General features: G+C 58.4%; 15 protein-coding genes and 2 pseudogenes. 13 read left to right on the forward strand and 4 right to left on the reverse strand.

Going from position 1 to position 25,436, the window contains the following annotated elements; all coding sequences use genetic code 11:
• Positions 1–32: 32 nt before the first annotated feature.
• Complete coding sequence (locus tag ACA048_RS02950; protein ID WP_497627870.1) at positions 33–932, reverse strand: LysR substrate-binding domain-containing protein; 900 nt, start codon at positions 930–932, stop codon at positions 33–35.
• Between the two features lie 120 nt (positions 933–1,052).
• Between ACA048_RS02950 and ACA048_RS02955 the strand changes: the two genes are divergently transcribed.
• From ACA048_RS02955 to ACA048_RS02965, 3 genes are all read left to right on the forward strand, one after another.
• A complete protein-coding gene (locus ACA048_RS02955) occupies positions 1,053–1,691 on the forward strand; it encodes an FMN-dependent NADH-azoreductase (protein WP_497627871.1) in 639 nt (212 codons plus the stop codon).
• The gene (locus ACA048_RS02960) at positions 1,692–1,997 is read left to right on the forward strand and encodes a DMT family transporter (protein ID WP_007947555.1); all 306 of its coding nucleotides are present in this window, start codon (positions 1,692–1,694) and stop codon (positions 1,995–1,997) included.
• 108 nt (positions 1,998–2,105) lie between these two features.
• Entirely contained in the window at positions 2,106–2,996 is an 891-nt protein-coding gene (locus ACA048_RS02965) for an esterase/lipase family protein (RefSeq protein WP_497627872.1), read from the forward strand.
• Between the two features lie 74 nt (positions 2,997–3,070).
• On the opposite strand, the gene ACA048_RS02970 is transcribed toward ACA048_RS02965, so the two are convergent.
• Positions 3,071–3,958 carry a DMT family transporter gene (locus ACA048_RS02970; RefSeq protein WP_497627873.1) on the reverse strand — a complete coding sequence of 296 codons (888 nt, stop codon included), beginning with the start codon at positions 3,956–3,958 and terminating at the stop codon, positions 3,071–3,073.
• Between the two features lie 97 nt (positions 3,959–4,055).
• Between ACA048_RS02970 and ACA048_RS02975 the strand changes: the two genes are divergently transcribed.
• From ACA048_RS02975 to ACA048_RS02995, 5 genes and pseudogenes are all read left to right on the forward strand, one after another.
• Positions 4,056–4,838, forward strand: a complete 783-nt coding sequence (locus ACA048_RS02975; RefSeq protein WP_497627874.1) for an AraC family transcriptional regulator — start codon at positions 4,056–4,058, stop codon at positions 4,836–4,838.
• Positions 4,839–5,387: 549 nt separating this feature from the next.
• Positions 5,388–8,129, forward strand: a complete 2,742-nt coding sequence (locus tag ACA048_RS02980; protein ID WP_497627875.1) for a hypothetical protein — start codon at positions 5,388–5,390, stop codon at positions 8,127–8,129.
• Positions 8,130–8,264: 135 nt separating this feature from the next.
• A pseudogene (locus ACA048_RS02985) lies at positions 8,265–8,561 on the forward strand (PsiF family protein); the annotation flags it as partial.
• A 45-nt stretch (positions 8,562–8,606) separates the two neighbouring features.
• Positions 8,607–8,702 (forward strand): annotated as a pseudogene (locus ACA048_RS02990) (PsiF family protein); the annotation flags it as partial.
• Positions 8,703–8,846: 144 nt separating this feature from the next.
• The gene (locus tag ACA048_RS02995) at positions 8,847–9,860 is read left to right on the forward strand and encodes an AI-2E family transporter (protein ID WP_223515039.1); all 1,014 of its coding nucleotides are present in this window, start codon (positions 8,847–8,849) and stop codon (positions 9,858–9,860) included.
• 118 nt (positions 9,861–9,978) lie between these two features.
• Here the strand turns inward: ACA048_RS02995 and ACA048_RS03000 are convergent, their stop codons facing one another.
• Positions 9,979–11,253, reverse strand: coding sequence for an Hsp70 family protein (locus ACA048_RS03000; protein ID WP_497627876.1), 1,275 nt, complete (start codon positions 11,251–11,253; stop codon positions 9,979–9,981).
• Between the two features lie 293 nt (positions 11,254–11,546).
• Here ACA048_RS03000 and ACA048_RS03005 point away from each other — a divergent pair, with 293 nt between their 5' ends.
• On the forward strand, positions 11,547–12,494 hold the full coding sequence (locus tag ACA048_RS03005) for a DnaJ C-terminal domain-containing protein (RefSeq protein ID WP_497627877.1): 948 nt from the start codon (positions 11,547–11,549) through the stop codon (positions 12,492–12,494).
• 23 nt (positions 12,495–12,517) lie between these two features.
• Entirely contained in the window at positions 12,518–12,823 is a 306-nt protein-coding gene (locus ACA048_RS03010; RefSeq protein WP_140669669.1) for a chaperone modulator CbpM, read from the forward strand.
• 141 nt (positions 12,824–12,964) lie between these two features.
• On the opposite strand, the gene ACA048_RS03015 is transcribed toward ACA048_RS03010, so the two are convergent.
• Positions 12,965–14,092 (reverse strand): sensor histidine kinase, encoded by a 1,128-nt coding sequence (locus ACA048_RS03015; RefSeq protein WP_497627878.1) that lies wholly within the window; start codon positions 14,090–14,092, stop codon positions 12,965–12,967.
• On the opposite strand from ACA048_RS03015, the gene ACA048_RS03020 reads away from it, so the two are divergent.
• The 3 genes from ACA048_RS03020 (at position 14,091) to ACA048_RS03030 (ending at position 25,371) form a co-directional block, all read left to right on the forward strand.
• Complete coding sequence (locus ACA048_RS03020; RefSeq protein ID WP_497627879.1) at positions 14,091–14,267, forward strand: hypothetical protein; 177 nt, start codon at positions 14,091–14,093, stop codon at positions 14,265–14,267. The genes ACA048_RS03015 and ACA048_RS03020 overlap by 2 nt on opposite strands.
• 65 nt (positions 14,268–14,332) lie before the next feature.
• Positions 14,333–19,210, forward strand: a complete 4,878-nt coding sequence (locus tag ACA048_RS03025) for an NEL-type E3 ubiquitin ligase domain-containing protein (protein WP_497627880.1) — start codon at positions 14,333–14,335, stop codon at positions 19,208–19,210.
• Between the two features lie 113 nt (positions 19,211–19,323).
• Complete coding sequence (locus ACA048_RS03030) at positions 19,324–25,371, forward strand: NEL-type E3 ubiquitin ligase domain-containing protein (protein WP_497627881.1); 6,048 nt, start codon at positions 19,324–19,326, stop codon at positions 25,369–25,371.
• The last annotated feature ends 65 nt before the right edge of the window (positions 25,372–25,436 follow it).

The raw sequence follows: 25,436 nt of genomic DNA on the forward strand, positions 1-25,436 counted from the left end.
CGCGAGCAGGCATGACAGGCACTACAAACATTTCAGAATGTATGCCCGGACAGCAACGCCTCCTCGCGCAACCACGCAAAAAACGCCCGGACCGGCGGATGTCGCTCGCGCCCCGGCACGCAAAGCGCGCTGTAACCGGCGCCATCGACCTGAACGTCGCCGCGATAAGCCACCAGCAAACCGCTGGCCACGCTTTCTGACACCAGAATATTGCTCGCGAGTACCAGGCCTTGACCGGCAATCGCCGCTTGCAGGGCGTAATGCTCTTCGTCGTATTCACGGACCGCCGGTTTGCCCGCCAACCATGACTCGCCTGACTGCGCGCACCAGGCCTCCCAGCCATGGGCGTACAGCCTGGAGTTGTGCCAGTGCACGCTGATGAGCGTTGGCGTGTGAGTGGCGGCCAGTGCGACTTGCTCCGGCGAGCCGTAAACGCCGAAGGACTCATCGAACAGGCACAAACCATAGAGGTTGGGGTAGGTGTCGAGGCTGTAGCGCAGCACCAGGTCGACACTGGCGTCCTGATGCAAATCGATGACTTCGCAGTGGGTGTCCAGACGCAGGCTGATGTTGGGGTGGCGCGCGTAAAAGCGCCCAAGGCGCGGCACCAGCCACAAGGCCGCGAACGCTGCGGTGGTGGAGACCGTCAGGTTGGCGCCACTGCGTTGCGGACGCAAGGTGTCGACGCTTTGCGCCACGTCCAGAAAGGCACCGTGCAGGCTGTGAAATAACCGCTCACCGCCCTCGGTCAGGCGCACTTGCCGTGGCAAACGCTCGAACAATGGAACGCCGAGCCAAGTTTCCAGTGAGCGAATCTGATGCGACACCGCCGTCGGCGTCACTGAGAGCTCTTCGGCCGCAGCCTTGAAACTCAACAGGCGCGAGGCGGATTCGAAAGCGCGCAGGGCAGTCAGTGGCAGCGAGGCAAACATTCAATTCTCCATGGATGAAATGGATTCATCCAAACTGATTTCTGCTCATTTGAAGCGCTTGTCTGGTGGCTTCAAGCTGCAAGTCACCCGCCGTTTGAGTGTAATCCCAAGGAGATTCAGATGAGTAAAATTCTTGCCGTTCACGCCAGCCCCCGTGGCGAGCGCTCGCACTCGCGCCGTTTGGCCGAAGTGTTTCTTTCGGCCTGGCAGGCGCGCCATCCTCATTCGAAATTGACGCGTCGCGAAGTCGGCCGGGCGTTGATTCCGCCGGTCAACGAAGCCTTTGTGGCCGCCGCGTTTTACCCCGAGCCCGATGCGCGACCGTTGTCGATGCAGGCTGATCTGGCCTTTAGCGATGAGTTGGTGGGCGAATTGCTCGGCCATGATCTGCTGGTGATTTCCACGCCGATGCACAACTTCAGCGTACCGAGCGGCCTCAAGGCCTGGATCGATCAGATTGTGCGGCTCGGGCTGACGTTCAATCACACTTTGGATAATGGCGTGGCCCAGTACGAACCGCTGGTCCATGGCAAAAAAGCGCTGATCGTCACCAGTCGCGGCGGGTTTGGCTTCGGACCGGGCGGTGAGCTGGAAGCCATGAACCACGCTGATCCGTTGCTGCGCACGGCGCTGGGATTCATCGGTATCACCGACATCACCGTGGTCGCCGCCGAGGGCGAAGAGTCCGAGGCGCGCACGTTCCAGATCTCCGCCGCCGAGGCCGAACAGCGCCTGTTGTCGCTGGCCAGGGAGTTCTAAATGGCCTGGTTGTTTCTGCTGATCGCCGCCGGGTTTGAAGTCACCTTTGCCATGGGCATGAAATACGCCGAAGGCTTCACCCGACTCTGGCCGTCCTTGATCACCGTGGTCGCCGCCGTGGGCGGGATTTACTTCCTGACCCTGGCCATGCGCGAGCTGCCGGTGAGCATCGCTTACCCGATCTGGACCGCCATCGGTTCACTGGGCACGGTGTTTCTGGGCTTTGCGCTGTTGGGCGAAAGCCTGACAGCGATCAAACTGGTGTCGGTGGGGTTGATCGTGGCGGGCGTGGTTGGGCTCAAGTAGGGCGGATGTCATAGACTGGTCGTCCAGTTGTCATCTTTGGTGACGATGCTTGGCTGACGTCTTGCCTCGCGCCTTGCTTCATCTCACCGATCACAAGGACGTTCGCCCATGTCGCAAGGTTCCGCCACGCGCTACCCGTTGGTGTTGGTCCCGGGGATGCTCGGGTTTATCCGTCTTGTGCTCTATCCGTACTGGTACGGCATCGTCTCGGCATTGCGCCAAGGTGGCGCGACCGTGTTTGCGGTGCAGGTCTCGCCGCTCAATTCCAGTGAAGTGTGCGGTGAACAACTGTTGGCGCGGATCGAGGAAATCCTGCGCGAAACCGGGGCCGAGAAGGTCAACCTGTTCGGCCACAGCCAGGGGGCGCTCACTGCCCGCTATGCGGCGGCCAAACGCCCGGACCTCGTGGCGTCGGTGACCTCGGTGGCCGGGCCGAATCACGGCTCGGAGCTGGCCGATTACCTGCACAAACACTATCCGCATGACAGTGCCAAGGGCCGGTTGTTGAGCGTTCTGTTACGGATAATCGCCGCGTTGATGAGCCTGCTCGAAACCGGCTATCGCGGGCCGAAACTGCCGGTGGATATCCACGCATCCCATCATTCACTCACCACCGATGGCGTGGCGCTGTTCAATCAGCGTTATCCACAGGGGCTGCCTGAAACCTGGGGCGGGCACGGGCCGGAAGAGGTTAACGGCGTGCGCTATTACTCGTGGTCCGGGACGTTGCAGCCGGGCAAGACGGATAGCGGGCGCAACCTGTTTGACGGGACCAATCGCAGTTGCCGACTGTTTGCCAAAACCTTTGTGAACGAGGTCGGGCATTGCGATGGGATGGTCGGGCGGTACAGCTCGCACCTTGGGGCGGTGATTGGCGATGAGTATCCGCTGGATCACTTCGATATCGTCAATCAGTCGCTGGGATTGGTCGGGAAGGGCGCCGAGCCGATCCGGTTGTTTGTCGAGCATGCCGCCCGGCTCAAAGCGGCCGGCGTGTAACCTCCTTACCGCGTCATCGTTCATCGCGGGCAAGCCACGCTCCCTGTAGCGGGCTTGCCCGCGAAGGCGTCAGTTCAGGCAACTCGGACCTTACTGCCTAACACCGTCGTCCAACGCCCCGAAAGAACAACCCCACCCAACGTCAGCAACCCGCCCACCAGGTGATACATCGCCAACTGCTCATGCAGCACCACCGCTGCAATCAGCGCGGTAATCAACGGCAGCAGATTGAAAAACAGCGTGGTCCGACTCGGCCCCAAGCGCACCACTGCCTGCATCCACGCCAATGGCGCCAGCATCGAAGCCAGCAGACAGGCGTAAAGCACCAGCGGAATGTTTTGCAGCGTCGGGCCGATCTTCGGCGAGGCGGCGAACAGCGGAAACAGCACCACCACCGCCACCAACACCTGCAAATACAACAACACCAGCGGTGGCAACCTCAGCTGCCATTTTTTCAGCAGCGTGCTGTAAATCGCATAAGCCAGGGTGGCGACCAGCATCATTGCATCGCCCATGTTCACGCCGTGTTCAAGTAACGCACCGAGTCTGCCGGACGACACCACCACCCATACGCCGGCAAACGACAGCACCGCGCCGGCCAATGCGCCGGCGGTCAGGCGTTGGCCGAGGTTGACAATCGCCATGGCCAGCGACATCAACGGCATCAGCGACAGGATAATCCCCATGTTGGTGGCGGAGGTCAGTGCTGCGGCGAAGTAGGCCAGGCTCTGATAGACCGCCATGCCCAGCACGCCAAGGACGAAAATCTTGCCCAGGTTCGGGCGAATCAGCGGCCAATGTGCGATCACCGGTTTGAGCATGAACGGCGTGAACAGAATCCCGGCCAGCAGCCAGCGGTAGAAACCAATCTCGGCGGGGAAAATGGCCCCGGCTGACATTTTGGTGATCACGGTGTTGCCAGCCCAGATGAAAATGGCCAGCAGGGGATGCGCGTATTGCATCAGAAAAAACCAGAACGTTAATGAGGGGCAATTATCCGCTTGTCTGGATGCAGGCCTATACTTCGATCCAGACAACCTGCCCCAGATTACGGACAGCATGAACAGTAAGCACATTGACCTGCTGGACTTCGCCGAGCTGCCGGCTCCGGTCTATTTCCGCTATGCCGATTTCAACACTCACGAGTACGCCTCGGCCCACCGTCACCCTTGGGGCACGCTCGAGTATTCGGCCAACGGCGTGTTGCACATGGAAATCGGCAACAGCCGTTTCATGTCGCCGCCGCAATACGCGGTGTGGGTGCCGCCCGAGACCGAGCACAGCTTCTATAGCAACCAACCGATCAACTACCGTGCGGTTTGCCTGGCGCCGTCGCTGTGCCGCGAGTTGCCGCAACAGGCCTGCACGCTGGCGATCAGCGATATTCTCAAGGCGATCCTCAAGGACTTCGCGGCTCGCGACGTGAAGATCCCCGAGCGTGACGCCGACCGACGTCTGGCTCAGGTGCTGGTCGATCAGCTTCGGCAAGCGCCGGTGCACGAATGCTATCTGCCATACGCCAGCAGCCCCGGTCTCATGGCGATCCTCCAGGTGTTGCACGACGCCCCGGACAACAACCAGCCCCTGGCTCATTGGGCCGCGCAGGTGCATGTCAGTGAAAGAACCCTGGCCCGGCAGTTTGTCCGCGAATTAGGTATGAGTTTCGGTGAGTGGCGCCAGCGCCTGCGTTTTCTTGCGGCCATCGAAGCGCTGAAAAGTCCGCGCAGCGTGCAGGCAATCGCTTTCGACCTTGGTTACAGCAGCGGCTCGGCGTTTATCGCCATGTTCGCGCGTCAGGCCGGATGCACGCCGGAGCATTACCGGCGTAATAGCGCGTTTTGATTTTTCTTGAGTACTTTCTTGCAAGGTATTACGAGTGTTGTTTCCAGTAAAAATACTGCAGGTGCGGGCCACTGAAAATAGATGTAAATAGCTGCGTGAGTCGTTGCGAATGAGCATTTCTTCAGCCGTTTGGTGAATCACAGCAAGACCCGGCAGGACATTTTTGAATTGGCACCGTAGAACCAAGACACCCGGCAATGAAGCCACAATAATTCGCAAGGATATAGATTCATGGCAACTCGACGCCCTACAAAAGGCCCCCTCAACTCCGACGCTCGAACACCGGGTTCGATGCCCGCAAACGGACATCCCTCAGGCCTTGATCTCCCGCGCCGTATCAATGCCGACCCCGTGACGGGAGGCGGCCGGACTCATCTGCCAGGGATCGACAGACCTAGGCGCAACGATTCGCTCGCCACAGGGGCAGCGTCGATAACGGTCAGCCCTATAGGTTCCGTTTCCAGTTCCAGTTCCAGTTCCAGTTCCCGATCGGCTAATCCATCGGAGCCGCGTCCGCTGTCAGAGTATCGGATCCCTTCGACTGCAAAGTTGCCAGAGGCCGATGTCGATGGCTTGCGGGTATTCAAAGGACGTTCGTATGCCGATGTTTCAGACGTTGGCATCGTACAAGTCGGCAAAGACTCAAGTACCGGGCAGTACCACGCCAAAGTGCCGAATGAGCGAACAGCTAGCGGCCCCGTGCTTGTATACGATCCGGTCAGCAAGATTTGGCACCTGCAAACTGATGTCGAAACCGCGAGCGCGGCCTTGACCGATACTCGATACGCCTACCAGCGTGCGATCGAGGGCGAGCAGCCGCGCACGTGGGACGAGCAGACCCTGATCAAGCGACTCGGTGTGCAGGCACAGGGTCTGGAAGAGGTCTACGCGGATATTCTTGCGGTGAGTCGCGTCGAGATCGATGCGGTCCGGCGCATGTACGCCAACAATGAACGCATCATTCCGCTGCTCCAGGACACCGTGACCCGATTCAGGATCGATCGCGAGATCGGTCGCTTCATCGACAGCATCAGAAGCGACCATTTGCCTGATTATTTGAAGGCTGATCTGCAGTTTCAGATTGACCTCCTTGATGGCGTTTGGCCGGGCAAGGCGATGGCGTTGCTGGACGCTGATGGCACGCTGTTGAAAGGGCTTGGCCCGGCGGATGCTACACCAGTGCCCCTGTCGCGCGATCGGCTGGTTGATGGCGACCTGCTCAAAACCTTGCTGTCGCATCTGAACGAGGCTGAAACCAAGACCTTGCTGAACATGGCTCCCGGTGAGCCGCTGAGCACGCCTGAAGAGAATGCCCGGCGTTTGAGACGCCTGCTTGCACAACAGGCTGAGCAGCGTAAGGCCTACCTGTTTGATCAACGTTATCGCCATATCGATCGGATTACTTCGGGTGAAGCGCTCGTTATTCAGGAGAAACTTGAGGGGCTGCCGGGTGTTGTGGCACGAGAGGTGGTGAACATCGCCACGCCGGCGGAACTGCAAGAAACGAGGCTTGGTCTCCTCCCCCGCAGACTTGAACACTTGGGGCGCTGGGCCCTTCAGGATGTTCGTATCAGTCGTGCTTACGAAGGCATTTACCTGGATTCGGTCAACAACCCGGATACCTTCAGGCTTGCTCTGCACTCATTGGGAAACCTTGGAGTTTGGGGGCGTGAAATACGCGTCGATATTCATCAGCATCGCTACGGTGGAAAACAGCTGCACATGTTCGGTAAAGCCGACGCGGCGACCCACCTTACGTTTGTCGAAGGCGAAAACGGGACCTACCAGGCTTTCGATGACGCAGGCAACGCATTGCATTCCGCCAGCGGCCCCTATGACTCGCTGCTTCATACACTGCCGGAAGAAGCCCGCAAGTGGTTGAACATTGAAGAAGGCGATACAGAATCGTTGAAAGCAATTCTGCGCACCGATGCGCTGAAACCGTACCAGTTAGTAGAGGTGCTGCCCAATCTGCCCGCCATGCAATGGGCCACGTTTGACCCGGACTTCATGCGGCTGCGCACAGGTTTACCCACATCCGACGGGGAAATGGCGCAACTGCAGATGATTGCGGACAAGTATGCAGGGCTGGAACTCATCTCGTTCCATGATTCAGTTCCGACAATTGAAAAATACGACTATCTGCGCGGCTTGAAGTGGCTGCATGAGCACCTCCCGGAGCAGTGCTTTTTGTCGTTGCAAAAAGCCTTGAATAAAGCGAACGGCGAAAGCCATGACGCCAATCTGAACGTCATCAAGAGCATTGAGGCATTACCCGAATTGCACTCATTGATGTTGCCTGAGCCGTTCAATTCGATGACTCGCCGCTTGTTCACTGACGACGCTCTGGTGCCACTCACTGAGTCCGAACGAAACCTGGCCGCCCATGCTCGCAATCTGCGGCAGAGCGGGCGAGTTGAGGCGTACGAATCCCTAAAGCGTACCGTTATAGAAAAAGGTATGGCGCCAGGCGAGGCGCTGATCGAACTGCGCAATGCGTTTCCTGGAGAGGCGATGGCGCCGCAGGAACCCGTCGAAGTGACTGCGCGGGTCATGGCTGATCTGCAACTGGCGCAGCACGTCATCTATCGCGCCAAAGAGCTGATACCGATGTCCGGTAATCAGTTGCCGAGTATCTGGCTGTACGGGGGGACGGCGATCGCGAAAATCAAAGGCCTGCGCCACTTCGATCTGCAGGAAGGCGGGTTCACTGCACAGTTGACCATTGCCGATGCTGCGCGCAAAGCCATCGAAATAAAGGGAGGAAACTGTTCGGAAAATTCAAAAGTGACCTTTTCGATACTTGCCAGCCAGCCGAGGTCTTCCTCGATCCATATCGTCAAAGCGAGCAACTTTGATCACCAGTACGTGGTAACCGGCAATGACCTGGGGAAATTATCCGAGCTGGTTGTCGCCGATTCCTGGCCCGAGTTTCCTGCAGCGCATACCGCTGCTCAGGGTTATTTCGATTTTGAGTTGCCGCCGGTCCTCACGTTGGAACCTGGGCCCGCCGCTGCAGACTATGGGTTTATAAACGAAGTCCCGCCAGGGCCGACAACGCTGCCAGAGGTGTCGGAATCAAACACCTTCCGGCAGGTAAAGATCAACAAACTGCACCAGTCAGGCGCGTATGCCCATTGGACATCCCTGAAGTCACTGGGCACCACTTTCAATCTGCCGGGGGAAGTGCCTGTGTCGTTCGAGAAAGTGCCAGTTTCGGTTGTCACCACGCGGCAGGATGCCTATGACCGCTATCTGGGCAAGTTTGAGGATCTGACGGCAACGGCCTGACGGATTGGTTTGTTCGACCGGCGCGCGTGACTTCTCACGCGCGCCGTTGGCTATTGATGATGGAGGTGTGACGGCCTTTGTCTACACTTCAGAGCGAGGCCGTGCCCATCGGCGCGGCAACAAGGAGAAAACTCCATGATGATGTTGCGTGTCCCTTTGTTGATGATCGGTTTGCTGCTCTGCACTCAGGGTTTCGCGGCCACAGCCCAGCAGGAAAAGATGACCACCTGCAATGCCGACGCGACGGCAAAAAGCCTCAAAGGCGATGAGCGCAATACGTTCATGAGTACCTGTCTCAAAGCCGCGCCGGCCGCCGCTGACGCGAAGGCCATGACCCCTCAGCAAGAGAAGATGAAAGCCTGCAATGCTGACGCCGCCGCCAAGTCGTTGAAAGGTGACGAACGCAAAGCGTTCATGAGCAACTGCCTCAAAGCCACGCCGGCCGCTACTGATGTGAAAGCCATGACGCCTCAGCAAGAAAAGATGAAGGCTTGCAACGCCGACGCTGCCACAAAGGCGCTGAAGGGCGATGAGCGCAAGGCGTTCATGAGTGATTGCCTGAAGAAAAAATAAACCGGTCCAGAAGATGTGGGGCCAGTCGGGTCACCGCAAAAAATCGCCCAGGCCCCGACCAAAGTCGACCTACACAATTCCTAGTGCTGCCACCAGAACGCTGGCAGACTGCCAATCCTTTTACGCTGTTCGTTTTGAGGCTGTATGCCAACGTTTTCTCAACGCCACGTTTTGCTGCTGATCAGTTGGTTCATCATTTTTGGTGGTTTGCTGCTGGTGATCCCGCTGCGCTTGTTGCCTAGCCTGCTGGCCGGTCTGCTGGTGTTCGAACTGGTCAATATGCTCACGCCGCAATTGCAGCGGCTGATCGAAGGACGGCGCGCGCGCTGGCTGGCGGTGGCTTTGCTCGGGACCTTGGTGGTGAGTGTGCTGGCGCTGATCTTTGCCGGCGCCTTCAGTTTCCTGCTGCACGAAGCGGAAAACCCCGGCGCTTCCCTCGATAAATTCATGGGCGTGGTCGACCGGGCGCGCGGGCAACTGCCGCCGTTCATCGACGCTTATCTGCCCGCCAGTGCCGGTGAATTCCGCGTGGCCATCGGCGAATGGATCAGCAAGCACTTGAGCGACTTGCAGCTGGTGGGCAAAGATGCGGCGCACATGTTTGTGACGCTGCTGATCGGTATGGTGCTGGGTGCGATCATTGCCTTGCAGCGTGCGCCGGACGTGACCAAGCGCAAGCCTCTGGCGGCCGCACTGTTCGACCGTCTGCACCTGTTGGTCCAGGCCTTTCGTAACATCGTTTTTGCGCAGATCAAGATTTCGCTGCTGAACACTTTCTTCACCGGGATTTTCCTGGCGGTGGTCCTGCCGATGTTCGGCATCAAGCTGCCGCTGACCAAAACCCTGATCGTGCTGACCTTCCTGCTCGGCCTGCTGCCAGTGATCGGCAACCTGATGTCGAACACCCTGATCACCATCGTCGGCTTGTCTCTGTCGATCTGGGTTGCGGTGGCGGCGTTGGGTTATCTGATTTTTATCCACAAGCTCGAGTACTTCCTCAACGCGCGCATTGTCGGCGGGCAGATCAGTGCCAAGTCGTGGGAGTTGCTGCTGGCAATGCTGGTGTTTGAAGCCGCGTTCGGCCTGCCGGGGGTGGTGGCGGGGCCGATTTATTACGCGTATTTGAAGAGTGAGTTGAAGCAGGTGGGGATGGTTTGATCCAGCAGATTTGTATTGCCTGATCTGACGCCATCGCGGGCAAGCCAGGCTCCCACATTAGATCTCGGTCAACTGTGGGAGCGTGGCTTGCCTGCGATGAGCGCGACTCGGTTTCAGATCAGTCCATGTTGCCGTAGCGCTTCATCGCTTCAATCGCCAACCCGCTACCAATGCTGCCAAAGATGTTCCCTTCCACATGCCGCGCATTCGGCAGCATCGCCGCAACACTGTTGCGCAAGGCTGGAATCCCGCTCGAACCGCCGGTGAAGAACACTGTATCCACCTGATCGACCCGCACATCGGCGTCGTTGAGCATCTGGGTCACGCTGGTGCGCACGCGCTCCAGCAGCGCTTCGATGGCCGACTCAAACAGGGCTCGGCTCAGCTCCACACTCAGCCCCGGCTCGATGCGGTCCAGCGGCACGTGACGGCTTTCGGCATGGGTCAGCTGGATCTTGGTCTCTTCCACTTCCATGGCCAGCCAGTGGCCGGCGCGCTGGTCGATCAGCTTGAACAGGCGATCGATGCCGCCAGTGTCTTCGATGTCGTAACGCATGCTGCCCAGGGCAAGGGTCGACTTTTGCGAGTACACCGAGTTGATGGTGTGCCAGGTGGCCAGGTTCATGTGGTGGCTGGTCGGCATGTAGGCGCCGCTCTTCATGCGGCTGCCGTAGCCGAACAGCGGCATCAGGCCTTGCAGGCTCAGTTGCTTGTCGAAATCGGTCCCGCCGATGTGCACGCCGCCGGTGGCGAGGATGTCGTCGTGACGGTTGTCATGGTTGCGGCGCTCAGGTGACAGGCGCACCAGCGAGAAGTCGGACGTACCACCGCCGATGTCGACGATCAGCACCAGCTCTTCCTTTTCGATGGTCGACTCGTAGTCGAATGCCGCCGCAATCGGTTCGTACTGGAACGAGACATCCTTGAAGCCAATGGCGCGGGCCACGTCCACCAAAGTGTTTTCGGCTTCCTGGTCGGCCATTTCATCGTCATCGACGAAAAACACCGGACGGCCCAGCACCACTTCCTCAAACTCCCGACCAGCGGCTGTTTCAGCGCGCTTCTTCAACTGGCCGATAAACAGCCCGAGCAGGTCCTTGAACGGCATCGCCGTGCCGAGAACGCTGGTGTCGTGCTTGATAAGCTTGGAGCCCAGCAGGCTCTTGAGCGAGCGCATCAACCGGCCTTCGTAGCCTTCCAGGTACTCGTGCAGCGCCAGCCGGCCGTACACCGGGCGGCGTTCTTCCATATTGAAGAAGACCACCGAGGGCAGGGTGATCTTGTCGTCCTCCAGCGCGATCAGCGTTTCCATGCCGGGGCGCAGCCAGCCGACGGTGGAGTTGGACGTGCCGAAGTCGATACCGCAGGCACGGGCTGGAGATGCGTTTTTCATGTCTTTCGAGTTCCGGTTAAAAAACGGCCGCGCAGTGTATGTCAGTGCGACGAATATTCGAAGGCCGACTATCTGCTATTTCGCATGCATTAGCGCTTGAAAGACTCAGCTTTGCCCCAAACTTGCTGGCATGGGCCTGGTAGCCAACCGGCGGTCGCAAGAACCGTCGTCCGCTGCCGATAAACTTCTGACGCGCTGCCCGGTCACAAAATCGAGATCGGTCAATCCAAACGCTGCAAACAAGAGCATGCTGTGCCTGGCGGCGCGATTTGATAACGGATGGTGATCCTCAGATGGACTTCAAAGACTATTACAAGATTCTCGGTGTGGAACCGACCGCTGACGACAAGGCAATCAAGGCTGCCTATCGCAAGCTGGCGCGCAAATACCACCCGGATGTCAGCAAGGAAAAGGATGCCGAGTCCAAGTTCAAGGATGCCTCGGAAGCCTATGAAGCGCTGAAAAGCGCCGACAAGCGCGCTGAATATGACGACTTGCGCAAATACGGCCAGCACGGCCAACCGTTCCAGGGCCCGCCAGGGTGGCAGGGGCGTGGTGCCGGTGGTTTTGGTGGTGGTCAGGACACGGGCGATTTCTCGGACTTCTTCAGTTCGATCTTCGGTAACCGTGGGCCTGGTTTTGGCGGTGGAGAGTCGCATCGCAGTGCTGGACGTCGAGGGCAAGACGTGGAAATGGAACTAGGGATTTTTCTCGAAGAAACCCTCTCGAACGAATCGAAGAAGGTCACCTTTCAGGTACCGCAATACAACGCGGCCGGCCAGCATGTGAGCAACACCCCTAAAAGCCTGAACGTGAAGATTCCGGCCGGTGTGGCGGACGGCGAGCGTATACGCCTCAAGGGGCAGGGTGCTCCGGGTATTGGTGGCGGCGCCAATGGCGACCTGTTCCTGATCATCCGCTTTGCGCCGCACCCTAAATTCGACGTCGAAGGCGAGAACCTGATCATCACGTTGCCGCTGGCACCGTGGGAGCTGGCGCTGGGTACCGAAGTGGCGGTGCCGACCCTGACCGGTAAGATCAATCTCAAGGTCCCGGCCGGCAGCCAGAACGGCCAGCGCATGCGCGCCAAGGGCCACGGCCTGCTGAACAAGGCGGGCGAGCGTGGCTTCCTGTTCGTGCAATTGAAGGCGGTCATGCCAAAAACCTCGAACGATGAGGTCAAGGCGTTATGGCAGGAACTGGCGAAAAAAGCCGAGTTCAACCCAAGAGAAAACTTCTGATCCACGAGACGGAGTAGCCCATCATGAGCACCCCCCTGATCGTTCACCTGGACCTGGCAGAATTCTGTGAGGCGACCGACCTGTCGGACGTCTACGTGATCGAAATCGTCGAACACGGCATCCTCGAACCTCAGGGCAAACAGCCCAAGGATTGGCGTTTCAACGATTATGAACTGGCGCTGGCCAAGCGCGCCGCCAAGTTGCGGCGCGATCTGGAACTGGAGTGGGAAGGCGTCGCCCTGGCGCTGGACCTGCTTGAAGAGGTCCAGCAACTGCGGGCCGAGAACCGGATGTTGAAACAGCGGCTGGGGCGGTTGGTGGTCGAGTAGGTGTTCCGGAGTTTTCGTATTGCCTGTTCTGGCGCCATCGCGAGCAGGCTCACTCCTACAGTGACCGTATTCCATCTGGATGAACTCGGTCGAATGTAGGAGTGAGCCTGCTCGCGATGAACGATGACACGGTCTCCTGCGTTACACCCTCCGGGGCAACACCACCGTAAACAGCGTCCCATCCGCCTCGCTGGAGCTGACCTCTATCGTCCCGCCATGCGCATCCACCACTTCCTTGACGATAAACAACCCCAAACCAAGGCTGGTCGTTGGCTGGCCGAGTTCCTCGTCTGCACTGCGCACCAACGGGTCGAAGAGGGTGCCGATGGCATCTTCGGGAATCGGAACGCCAAAGTTGCGCACCGTCAGGCGAACCGCGTCCGGCTCCCCGCTCACGGTGACGTAGACATCCCGTTTGTTTAAACCGTGCTGCAACGCATTGCCAATCAGGTTCTGTAGCAGCTGGTCAAGTCGTCCGGCATCCCAGACTCCTCGGGTATCACCCACGACGTTCACCGTTGGATCGCACTCAGGGTTACCGGCGCAGGCTACGGCAATCGCGGCATGGGCTGCATCCGCCAGGTCCATGGGCGCCGGTTCGATGGGCAGGCTCTTGCCCAAACGACTGCGCACCAGCTCCAGCAAATCGCTGACCATCACCGCCATGTGTCGAGCGCCACGCTTTATGTTGATCGCGCAGGTCAGTGCATCGCCTTCAAGCGCGGCTTTGCGCAGTAACAGTTCGGTAGACATGCTCACCGCTTGCAGCGGGGCCCGCAGGTCATGCCCGAGGATTGCGAGAAAGATGTCCCGTGAGTGATTGACCTGCTCGGCATAGGCCGCAGTGGATTCGGCAAGGGCTTCGTCGATCGCTTCGTTGAAACGGATCATGTCCTGGAAATAAGTCAGTTCCGGTGAGTCCAGGGTGTCGACCCACAATCGGATCACACAAGCGCGAAGATGACGGAATTCCGAGGTCATTTGTACCAAATCAAATCCCACGGTATGCCGCAGTTCACCATGGCTGGCGCCGGCCTCGTCCAGGCTTGGCGTTTTCTCCGGTCCTTCACCCTTGGCCTTGGCGCTCTGTTCGCTGGCGGTTTGTGCCGTGGTCATGTCCTGCGCGGCCGCCAACAGAATCGCCTTGGCGTGATCACGCAAGGCCACACGATCCATATTTTCAGCCGCCGGCGTGATGGTTTTGGCGAATTTCTCCCATTCATCGACGATACGGTCCACGTGTTGCCTGATGAATTCGGATAAGCGCATGGCCGGTTTCCTGACAGAAGGTCTGGGCAGCTTAGTCTTTTTAACGGCGGCCCAATACTACCGTTCACGCGCAGGTTCAGAGGGCGAGGCGGTCAGGGTGGTAATTAATTATTTTTCAGGTTTTAAAGTTGAATGTGAGTGGCTGTTTTCAAGCGGTTTGTCAGCAGTTATTTAATCTTTTGTTTTATTCGTCGTTGCATAAGCTGGGTGCTCTTGTCGTTGCATAGGGATTTTTGCGAAATGGAAGCGTCATCAGAAGGAACTGTATTGGAGTACCTCACACAAAAAGTCCCGGCGTTTATAAAGACCGTGCCGGCTGACAGGCTTGAATCATTCGTCAACCAGAACCCGGCTGTTCCCGAGTGGTATGGCCGTGCACGCGCCATGGATCGCCAGTACTTGAAAAGGCTTATCGAGGAACGCTGGAAATTGCAGGGCCCTTTGGAAAAGACACTCAATGATTTGCAACAGGACATCAAAACGTTTGCGCAACCGTTACTTGTTCATGCCCTGAAAGATCAGCTGGATCTTGAACTGGACGTTAATACAACGTTAGTGCGGCTTTATGTTCCCGCCACACTTACATTCGGCATTGATACCCACGCCAGTCGAACCAGGCAATACACGTTGCTGGAAGCGGCGCTGCACAATTTTGAAGATCCGGAAACACGGAGCGGCGCATTTCGCGATGGCTCCGGTATTTTCATCAAGGACGCCGAAGGGGAATTGCAACGCCAGGCATTGACGGTCGAGCGGTTTGCATCCTTGTGCCGGACATTGGACATCGGTGCCCAGTATCAAAAACACATCACGGCATTGCTCAAGCCGGCAGCCGTTGATGCCACGACAATCCTTGAGCGGCATGCCACCGCCTGCGAAATAGCGGCTTTCAACGAATCAGCACTCATTGCGTATTTGAAGAACGACCTCTCTTACTATTCATACAGCAAGTTGCAGGACGTGCGGGATCGTAAAAGCAACATCATGACGGGCAGTCGCCCCCTGCAGTGTCATCGCCTGTCACTCATGGGGTTCAAACTGACCGGCATTGTATTGTTCAGCGCCGTGGCAGACCCTTCGCTGGTGAAAAGAACCTATGACAGTCTGATTCCGGCGCACCAGCGATTGATGACGGACTGGTCTCAGCGCCTGTCGATAGTGCCGGGCCAGGAGTTTGAACAGTTCAAGCTGCTCAAGGCGTTTTTCGCCAACGGTCCCAGCGGCATGATTGATGAGATGCTCCGTCAGGATGATATCCATCAACAAAGTCGTCTGGACGGCACGTTGATCGCCTATGTGCCGGACGACCCTGAACATCCGCTCAAGGAGTATGCGTCGTTCACTGATTTCATGAAGGCGCTGATCAGTCAGTTGCGTTCACCGGACTATCAACAGTTTTTCAGCCGTTTCGTGGCGCAAAAAGACAAGGGCCGTTTTTTCTCGCGAGTCAACGAGCGCCTCACTACCTTTGCCTGGCATCAACGCGAGCCTCTGGACATGGGCCCCTGGTGGAGGGAAACCGCCACGGAAAACCCCGATGCGGAGCCGATCACCAACCCCGTCACGGGCGATATCTGGCGTCATGTCTCAGGCTGGCGCAGAGAGAAAGCCATCGCCGACGCGCGGCTCATTGCCGTACCGACCGACGATGAAGATGCCGCCACTCGCTGGGCGCGATTGACCAGTTACTTGAGTATCGGCTGGAACCTGTTCAATTTTGGCGCCCTGTTGGTGCCCGGTCTGGGCGAAGCCATGTTGGGCATCATGGTCGGGCAAATGCTGCTTGAAACCATGGAGGGTGTTGAAGACTGGAGCAAGGGGGACAGGGCAGAGGCAGCGGGTCTTCTGGTCGGGGTCATGATCAATGCGGCCCAACTGGCACTCATGATGGCCGGGCACGTGTTGCCAGGACGCATTCCGGCGCCGGTCAAGGCGTCGTCTTTTGTCGACCAACTGAAAAAGGTCGAGCTCCCCGAGGGTTCCACCCGTCTCTGGAACCCCGACTTAAAACCCTATGAGCACGTGGTTTCCCTGCCCAAGGATGCGGCGCCGAACGAACAGGGTCTTCATCGTCACAATGGAAGGGATTTTCTGCCACGGCAGGGTAAGTACTTCGCGATCACCGACGATCCGCAGAACGGCCAGCCGCGGTTGCAGCACCCCAATAGATCGACGGCTTATCAACCGAAGATGAAACACAACGGTGCCGGAGCCTGGCAAACCGAACTCGACCGCCCCGTCGAATGGGACAAGACCACCCTCATGCGGCGTCTGGGGCCGATGGTCGACGGGTTTGATGAGGCGACGCTGGAATACATCCGTCTGGCCAGTGGTGTCGAAGAAAACATACTGCGCAGGTTGCAGGTGGAAAACGCCGCACCACCGGCGTTACTCGTCGACACGATAAGACGGTTCCAGGCATTTGCTGAAACCGAGAAACAGCAAGGCCCGTTGACCTGCCTGCAACGAAAGACTCGTTTCGATACGCTCTACAACGCGCATCAACGTTCAGACAATGCCGGCGTGCTGGTGATACAGGACGCTTTTTCGCAGTGCCCGACCAACCTTGCCGAAGAGTTGCTGGCCACCGCCGCGCCTGAAGACCTGCGTGTGGTTGCGCAGAAAAAACGCCTTCCCTTGAGGCTTAAGGAACAGGTGCGTGCAGCCTTGCTGGAAGTGCGCACGACGCGTGCCTATGAAGGGCTTTTCGTTGAGTTTCTGCACACCGCGGATACTGAAAGACTGGCGTTGCATACGCTGGAAACATTGCCGAACTGGCCCCGCGATGTGCGCATCGAAATCCGAGAGCATTCATTCTCCGGTCCCCTGCGAGACAGCATTGGCCCGCAAGGCGCACCCGTGCGCAAGGTGCTGGTCAGCAACGACGGCGCCTATGAAGCACGGGACGCTGCCGATCGGCATTTGCATGGCGCTGACAATCTGTTTGCTTCGGTGCTGCATGCGCTGCCCGACGCGCAACGCAATGCGCTGGGTTATGAGATCAATCAAGGGGACGCACTCAGGCAGGCGGTTCAAAGGACACCGCTGGCGCGGGGCCGGTTGCAGCCGATACTGGCCGACAACCCGCTCCGCAAGCCGGTCTACGATTCCCACACGATGAAGCTGCGCGGCGGTATGCGTGGTGCTGATCAGGGCATTCCACAGCTGGCAGGACGACTGACCCCGCAGGAGCGGGTCAGGAGTGTGCGTACCGGCTGGACGGAGACCCAAGCCCAGGCCTATCTGGTGGGCGACGGTCGTGAAGGCAGCCCGGAACAGCGAGCCAGCGAGCTTGAGGCGCAGTTCAATCGACTCAATGCCAACTTCCAGCGCTGGCTGGATACGCCCACCGAGACGTTCAGGTACAGCGCGGCCGGAAGGGCCGAATGGGAGTCAAGAAACGCGTTGTATAAGGCGATCAGACAATGCTGGCAGCAAACCGGGCCAAGGGATATGGACCCCTTCGGCAATGTGCACGGAATAACCCTGGATCTGAGGGATATGCCACTGGCAAGGCATTTGGGGACGATGCCTCCCCTGGAGGGGGACTTCGGGTATGTCACCCACCTGAATCTGCTGAACACCGGGTTGGCCGATGCTCAGGTGTCGTTGCTCGATCAATTCCCCAGGCTTCGCCACCTGAACCTCAATGGCAACGCGCTCACACGGTTTCCTCGCGCGGTGAGCCGGATGCGCGGGCTGACGGAGCTGAACATGCGTGGCAATCGAGTGGTGCTGGATGCACAGTCGGTGGCCGATCTGGGCGGGTTGGTCCGGCTGGAAAGCCTGGACCTGATGGGCAACCCTTTGGGGCGCGTCCCCGATATTGGCCGGATGCCCATGCTGCACACGCTGCTGCTGACCGACACGGGCATTTCCACCTGGCCCGACGGATTGTTTTCTCTGCCAAGGTTCCGGCATTTTTATCTGGATCTTCAACTTAACCGGATCCTCGACGTCCCTGCGGTTACGCGGGGCACCGCCGAGGCGGAATTGTTGGCGCGCACGGTGTTGAGTCGAAATCCGCAGTGGTTGCCGGAGGCGAATCTGCAGTTGCTGCGCGAGTACATTCAGTCCGTCGGCATGGATCCTGACCGACCTTATCCGCCCCGTGGCGTACACGATAGCCTCGACTGGGAGCAAGGGCTGACCCGACCTGAGTGGGTCGCCCGGCAGGAGGCATGGAATGAGGTTGAGGACGAGTTCGGTTCGGTGCCGTTTTTCAACGAGATCCGCAAGCTGACCGAGTCCTATCACTTCAAACACGACATTGAATTTCGCGCGGACATGACCGCCAAAGTCTGGCGCATGCTCGACGCCATGGCCAAGCACAGCGCGCTACGAGAAAAACTGTTCACGATGGCCACGGCGCCTACGGCGTGCGTCGACGGCGGCGCTCAACTGTTCAATGCCATGGGGGTGGAGGTTCTGATTCAGGAAGCCTATGACCTGGCGAGTCCGAATCTGGTTGAAGCAGAACTGGTGCTGCTGGCCCAGGGCAAATCCCGTCTGGATGAGCTGAGCAGAATCGCGCACAAGGTCATTGGTGAGCGTGTAAATCGGGGCGAGCAGTTCCGGCGTGTCAATGCAGCGGGCGAGGTCACAGGCACCATTGATGAAGTCGAAGTGCATCTGGCCTACATGACGGACCTGGCCGACCGCCTGGAACTGCCTTGGCAGTCTCGAAAAATGCAGTTCAGAAAAATCGCCGCGGTCACGCCAGCGATGATCGAGGATGCGTACCAGCGTGTGCTCGATCTGGAAGCCGGGGATCTGCTGTGCGAGGCGATCAGCGAACAACCCTTCTGGTCATCCTACATTCAGGGCTCCAATCGTCGTGCTTTCAAAGCCATCAGGCGCCGTATCGATGCGACCACCGATTTTTCCATGGCCCTTGAAAAGCGGGCGACCGAGTCGCTTTCGTTGCAGGAAAAAGCGCAATTAAAAGAACAGATCTGGGTACTCGCCGCCGAGCTTGGCAAGCCGGAGAGCGAGTTCGCCCCGGGACAGGTCATGACCGCCCACGTGTATGAAAGAGAAATGAGCCGGCTCAATGCCGAGAAGCTGACACTACAAAAGACGCTGATCCGACAAGCGATGGATCGGGCAAAACTGTAACGGGTCGAAACGCCCTTCACCGTCATAAGCTGAACCGGCACAGACGTCGGTTGCGGCACGAAAACCGACGATTTTCGTGCCGGCCTATTAAGTCGTACATAAGGATATGTACCTTGCGAAAAAAACACGAAAGCAACGAAAAAAATGCAGTGCAACCACCCGCTGCCGAGTCACAAAGTGCCCACGCCGAATTCATCGCCGACGCCATCCCGGAATGGCTGGTGAATGCCTCGCCCGAGCGGCGAGAGGCGATGAAAGCCGCAGCGCTCATGCTGCCCGATTGGTACATGGCGGCATCGCAGGCGCAGCGCCAGACCTTGAACGCGAGTTTTGTGGCGAGTGTGACGTCGCAGAACCTGCTGGATAAAACCCTGTCGCGCCTGCAGGACATTGATGCGTTTGCCGAGCCGTTATTGGTCAAGGCACTCAAGGACCGGTTCGCAATGGAACTGGACGTCACTAAAACCTTCCTGCAACTGAAAAAGCCTTTGGAGGTGGGCATTTTCGAAATAGAAGTCAGCACGTTCGAGGTATTGAAATTGCCGCTGCTGCAAGCCGCGCTGCACAACTTCGAAGAGACGGAGTGTGCAGCGGATCACTTTCATTCCACCTCAGGCTTTGTGGCCGAATCGGCCCCGGGCCAATTCAGCAAGGTGACCACTGCCTTGACGGTGGTGCAGTACCTGAAGCTTTGTCGGGAGCTCGACATCGGTGCGAAGTATCAGGCTTACTTGAAGGACTTTGTGCAACCTTCCAATCCCGTGGCCGACGCCGTGCTGCGCAAGCGATTTGTGAGCAGTCAAAAAGATTCGATGCGCGCGGCTGCCGAGCTCGCCCTGTTGAAGAAGGACATCGAACCGAAGGATTACTCGATGATCCTTTCGGTCATTGGCGGAGAAATCAATCCGAAGATAGACAACACGCCGGTGTGGATTTGCGACCTGGTGTTGATGAAGAAGAGAATGACCGGCTGTGTACTTTTCCATATCTGCGAAAAGTATCGCTACTCCGATGACGTCCTTCTCTACATTCCCCATGACCCGGAGCACCCGTTAAAACGCTACAAAAGCCGGGACATGGAGGCGACCTTGAAGCGTCTGTTCTTGGCCTCGGACGCCTCGCAACCGGCCAACGCTGGCCCGACGGCTTATCAACGCTTTTTCAGCCAGTTCGTGGCCTATGCAGATCGTCCGTATTACTTCAGCCAGTTTGCCCGCAAGGCAGCGGACTCCCCGCCAGACCCGATAGCGCCGTTGCGATCTCCCTTGTGGAAAGCAATTGAAGCGTTCCCGCCGTTTTTTTCCGTCCTCACCCAGGTTAACGAGCTGCCTCCCGAACCACCGTCGCGGCAGGAGCCGGTCGACGAACTTTATCTACCTGTCACCGGCTACAGGCAGCGTGGTTTGTGGGGGCCGAACGTCGATCCCTGGGCGGATCTCTATGAGCAAAGTCGCAACAAAATCCTTGTAGATGCCCGCAGTCATGCTGTTCCCACGGCCGATGTCGACGCCAGGGTCCGAGCGCAAAAAATCGCGCATTTGCTTGAATTCGGCCTGCTGGTGTTGAACGGCGCCTCAATGTTTGTACCGGTGCTGGGTGAGGTGATGATGGCGGTGATGGCCGGCCAGATCCTGTACGAGACATTCGAAGGGGCCATTGAGTGGAGCGAGGGTGATCGCGAAGCAGCCTGGGCTCACCTGAGCGACGTGGCGGAAAACCTCGCGCTGATTGCTCTGATGCATGGAGCTGGCAAAGGTTTGGGCAAGTTGGCAGCGGTGAAACCCGAACCCTTGGTCGAGGGGTTGAAACCGGTCACGTTGCCAACGGGGAAACAACGGCTGTGGAAGCAGGACCTTGAGCCTTATAAGGCTCCCATTACGTTACCCGTCGATTCGCAGCCTGACGGACTGGGCCTGCACTCGGTTAACGGTCAGGGCATTTTGCCGCTCGACGATGCTCGCTTTGTGGTCAAGCAAAACCCTGCCAGCGGTGAGTACTGCATCCAGCACCCGCGCCGGCCTGAGGCTTATGCACCGCACCTGGAACACAACGGGGCGGGCGCGTGGAGCCATGAAGGTGAAGAACCTCTGAGCTGGGACGGGCCGATCCTGATGCGGAGGCTCGGCTATCGTGCGCAGGCCTTCTCGGATGCGCAACTGGAGCAGGTGCGCACCGCCAGTGGTGTTGAACATGATCAACTGCGTCGCCTGCATGTCGAAAAACAGCTGCCCGGCACGCAGTTGTCCGACACCCTCACGCGCTTTCGAATCGACCGGGACATTGAAGCATTCAGGGCACAGATCGGCAGCGATGACCCGGAGGTCTACGCCAAGGCGGATCTACGTCTGCAGTTCAGGGTCATGCGCAGCCAAGAGCTGTTGCCCCTGACACCCTCGATCAAAGTCATGGACAGCAAGGCAAAAACTATCTGGGAAGATCCGGTAACAGGCGCAGGACAATCACGCCGGTTGACGTTCGTGGTGAGTGATCGGGATGCGGCTAACGGCACGATGCTCACCTCGCTGCTGGACATGTTCAAGGCTCAAAAGGTCGATATCGGGAGCGTTCCGGGAACGTCGGATTTGACGCTGGAACAACGTGCCGTTGAACTGCGCAAGGAAATCGCGCGCGCCGTGCAGAGCAGGAAAAATTTATTGTTCGAGTCCCTATATCGAGAACAGGATGCCAGCACCCACGGTTCCGTGGAGCGAATCAGAGTCTTTTTCCCGCAGCTGCCCAGCGTCGTTGTGGAAGAAATCCTGGGTGGCGCGACTCAGGAAGAACGGTTGGCGTTGAACAAACCGGGGCCCTTGCCTCAGCCCCTTTACGAGCAGGCCGAACGGGCCCGCCAGGAACTGCGTGTGGCTCATGCCTATGAAGGCCTTTATATCGAGACCTCATCGGGCATCGACAGTGAACGGTTGGCCCTGCGCAGTCTTGAAGCACTGTCGGGCTGGCCGAAGGACGTGCGTTTCGAGCTGCGCGAGTATGGGGTTCAAGGGAAATTGCTGGACGCGATCGGTCCGCCGCAGCTGCCGGTCCGTGCGGTGTTGGTGGTTGACGAGAACACCCGGTTCGCTCAATCGACTGCTGCAAACCTCTATTCGTCCGTATTGCAGGCCCTGTCGGCAGAGGAACGACAGGCATTGGGCTTCACGCTGGAAGAGGCCGAACGATTGAAATCGGCAGTGCAACGCAGGCCGTTGCCGCGAGATCAGTTACGGGCGGTTCTTCAGCAGCACCGAGTGCTCAAGCCAAACGTCGAGTCAGGCATGAAACTGCTCGGCGGCGTTGGCCCGTTGCCGTCCGGGCTACAGGTGGCCAGTTTTTTTCGAACGCCGCGCGCGCGGGTGCTCAAGCTATTTCCCGACTTCAGCGAGGCGCAGGTCGACGCATTCCTGCTGTCGTTGGGCGAGGATGTACGCGGCGGTCTGACTCGACATGAAGCCGAATTAACCACCCTCAAGAATGAGTTGAATACCTGGGTTCAATCCCGTGTCACAGCGCAAAGCAGCCCCGCTGTAGCCGGGCTGATCCCGGGTGGGCGCGAGCGTCAGATAGCCAGTAATCTCAAGCGTTGCTGGCGTCGGCAGAGCGGCTCGACACTGCGCATCGACTCGACCGTCGAGCTGCCGTCGTTGAGTGCCCGATTCGGTCATGTCGAGACGCTCGCGTTGACCGGTACAGGCGTGCGTAACCTCAATGCCTTTCTCAAGGGCTTCACCGAACTCAAGACGTTGAAACTGGAGAGGATTTCCCGGCTCAGCGAATTGCCTGAGGTGGTGGGTGAAATGAACGGTTTGACTCACTTGAGCCTCAGGGGCAGCCGGGTTCGATTCAATGAACACAATGCGGCGGTGCTCGGGAAATTGAGTGCTCTTGAAGCGCTCGACTTGTTGAAAAATCCACTGGGTATCGCACCGGACTTCAGCACGATGCCCCGACTGAAGACCATCAACCTCAGTGGCACGGGCATCGACCAATGGCCCGCGGGCATGGGGAATCTGCCCGACTTGCAAGTGTTGGATTTGCGCGATAACGAACTGACCGAAGTTCCCCTGGCGATGCTCTCTACGGCGGATGATCAACTCGAAGCAAACGCCAGGGTGAACCGGGTAACGCTTCTGGAGGGTAACCCGTTTACTCGCCAAGGCTGGCAGCAGCTTCAGGACTACCGGGCGCGTCTGCAAGCGCTAAGGCCCGAACTGTTGGAGGGCAGCCTTCCCGGCGCATTCAAGGTTCAGGACTCGATGTCCGTCAGAGTTCGCCAACTGTACCCCGGCTTCGACGAGTTTGAGGTTGAGGATTTCCTGCAAACCCACGGGCTTGCGGCTGAGACCGAGCTGGCTCGCCTTGAAAACGAATATGAAACCTTGAATCGGCAGCTATCGGCCTGGGCATTCTCGGGGGGCGGCGCACGCCAACGCTACGTCCGGGCGGGTCAGTGGCGAGACCACTCCGGCCTGGAAAGCAGACATGAAGCCGCCGAGCGCATTCGCCGCTGCTGGAGGCGGCAATCTCCCCAACGAAATGCCGCTGACGGTAGTCCGATCGGTTTTGAGCTCGACTTGAGTGGCGAGACACTGGACAGCGTGCCGGACCTTGAGGCCGATTTCAGCCACGTGGGCTCGCTGAAACTCAACAATATGGGCCTGAGCGTTTCTCCAGAAGGATTTCTTGCGCGTTTCAAAGGTGTGCGCTGGTTGGATATGTCGCAAAACCAACTGACGGCAATACCTCCGGCATTGGGTGAAATGCATGGGCTGACCCGTTTGTTTCTGCAGCGAAACCGCATTCAGCTGACTGCCGACACTGCTCAACTGTTGGCTGGACGAACAACACTCAGGGCTTTAAGCCTGTCCTACAACCCTTTGGGCAGGCTGCCCGATTTCAGCCGGATAACGGATATGCGTTCGCTCTCCTTGAACACGATCGGAGTTGATGAGTGGCCAGTCGGGCTGGGAGCACAGCCTTTGCTGGATGCCATTGATGTGAGAAACAACCTGATCACGACGTTTCCGGAGTCGGTCATCACTCCACCTGCCGAGCAACTGGAACACGCAGCGCGCGTCAACAGTTTCACTTACATTGGCGGCAATCCATTGTCAGAGACCGCCCAGCAACAACTGCGCGACTACTGGAGCCGGCTCGAGCGCGAACGTGCGGACCTGTGGGGGCTACGGCAGCCGTGGGGCTTCGAGTACCAAGCTCCCAGGGTGTCTGATGAGCGCGCGATATTGCACAACCAGGAACAAGCTGGGCTCGAGCGCTGGAGCAAAGACTTGCCCGCCGATCAGGTCACGAAGAGACAGGCTCAATGGCAGACGCTGTTCCGACAACAAGGGTCTGACGGTTTCTTCCGGGTGCTCAACGACCTGCAGGGAGCCGGTGCGGGCCATGAAGACCTTCAGCAGCGTGTATGGGCGGTGATCGACACCGTGACTGAACAGACCGCGCAATCTGAAACGCTGCGCGGTGAGATGTTTGAGTGGGCGGGGCGACCGTCCTGTTGTGATCGTGCGGCGTTGTCGTTCAGTAACCTGGAAGTCATGGCCATGGTTTATCGGGCCAGGGCACTGGCCGGGGACGGGCAAAATGCGTCGGCCTTGCTGTCGTTATCCAGAGGGTTGTTTCGGCTGGATGAGGTCGAGAAAATCGCGCTGGCGGATATCGCGCAACGCACCACAGCGATCAATAACATGCCGGGTTTGTCGGCGGCTCAAAAGGCCAATCGGATTGCCCTTCTGGAAGAGGTCGAAATAAAACTGGCCTACCGCGTCGGTCTCAAGGATCGGCTCGGATTGCCAGGGCAGCCGAGGCAGGTCAGGTTCACCCGCTTGGCCAACGTCACACCCGCGATGCTGGACAACGCGTACAACCAGGTGCTGGCGCTGGACAATTCGCCCGCAGAGTTTCAGGCGCTGGTCGAGAAAGATTTCTGGAAAGACTTTGTGACGAATACCTGCCGAGAGCAATTTGAAACGCAGCGAGAGCCTTATCTGGCCCGTCACGAAACCTTGCGTGAACACCATCAGGCCGGGACATTGACGGCGCCAGCGTTCAAGGTTCAGTCCGACGATCTGGATGCCCAACTGCAGATCGAAGAGGCGGCACTGATCGAGAAGCTGACGCGCGAGGAACTGGTCAAACATCCATTCTGAGCGCAGCACCCAGCGTTTCACGTCCAGTGAACCGATGAACAAAGGCCTGGAGGCGCGCAAGCGTT

The sequence above is a fragment of the Pseudomonas sp. LBUM1659 genome, assembly GCF_059716045.1.

What these genes read in the sequence shown, in the direction of transcription:
- ACA048_RS03020 (WP_497627879.1), top strand. Translation starts at nt 14,091, where the DNA reads ATGGCCGGTTTCCTGACAGAAGGTCTGGGCAGCTTAGTCTTTTTAACG.
- ACA048_RS02950 (WP_497627870.1), bottom strand. Translation starts at nt 932, where the DNA reads ATGTTTGCCTCGCTGCCACTGACTGCCCTGCGCGCTTTCGAATCCGCC.
- ACA048_RS02955 (WP_497627871.1), top strand. Translation starts at nt 1,053, where the DNA reads ATGAGTAAAATTCTTGCCGTTCACGCCAGCCCCCGTGGCGAGCGCTCG.
- ACA048_RS02995 (WP_223515039.1), top strand. Translation starts at nt 8,847, where the DNA reads ATGCCAACGTTTTCTCAACGCCACGTTTTGCTGCTGATCAGTTGGTTC.
- ACA048_RS03000 (WP_497627876.1), bottom strand. Translation starts at nt 11,253, where the DNA reads ATGAAAAACGCATCTCCAGCCCGTGCCTGCGGTATCGACTTCGGCACG.
- ACA048_RS03025 (WP_497627880.1), top strand. Translation starts at nt 14,333, where the DNA reads ATGGAAGCGTCATCAGAAGGAACTGTATTGGAGTACCTCACACAAAAA.
- ACA048_RS03005 (WP_497627877.1), top strand. Translation starts at nt 11,547, where the DNA reads ATGGACTTCAAAGACTATTACAAGATTCTCGGTGTGGAACCGACCGCT.
- ACA048_RS02970 (WP_497627873.1), bottom strand. Translation starts at nt 3,958, where the DNA reads ATGCAATACGCGCATCCCCTGCTGGCCATTTTCATCTGGGCTGGCAAC.
- ACA048_RS03015 (WP_497627878.1), bottom strand. Translation starts at nt 14,092, where the DNA reads ATGCGCTTATCCGAATTCATCAGGCAACACGTGGACCGTATCGTCGAT.
- ACA048_RS03010 (WP_140669669.1), top strand. Translation starts at nt 12,518, where the DNA reads ATGAGCACCCCCCTGATCGTTCACCTGGACCTGGCAGAATTCTGTGAG.
- ACA048_RS02965 (WP_497627872.1), top strand. Translation starts at nt 2,106, where the DNA reads ATGTCGCAAGGTTCCGCCACGCGCTACCCGTTGGTGTTGGTCCCGGGG.
- ACA048_RS02975 (WP_497627874.1), top strand. Translation starts at nt 4,056, where the DNA reads ATGAACAGTAAGCACATTGACCTGCTGGACTTCGCCGAGCTGCCGGCT.
- ACA048_RS02960 (WP_007947555.1), top strand. Translation starts at nt 1,692, where the DNA reads ATGGCCTGGTTGTTTCTGCTGATCGCCGCCGGGTTTGAAGTCACCTTT.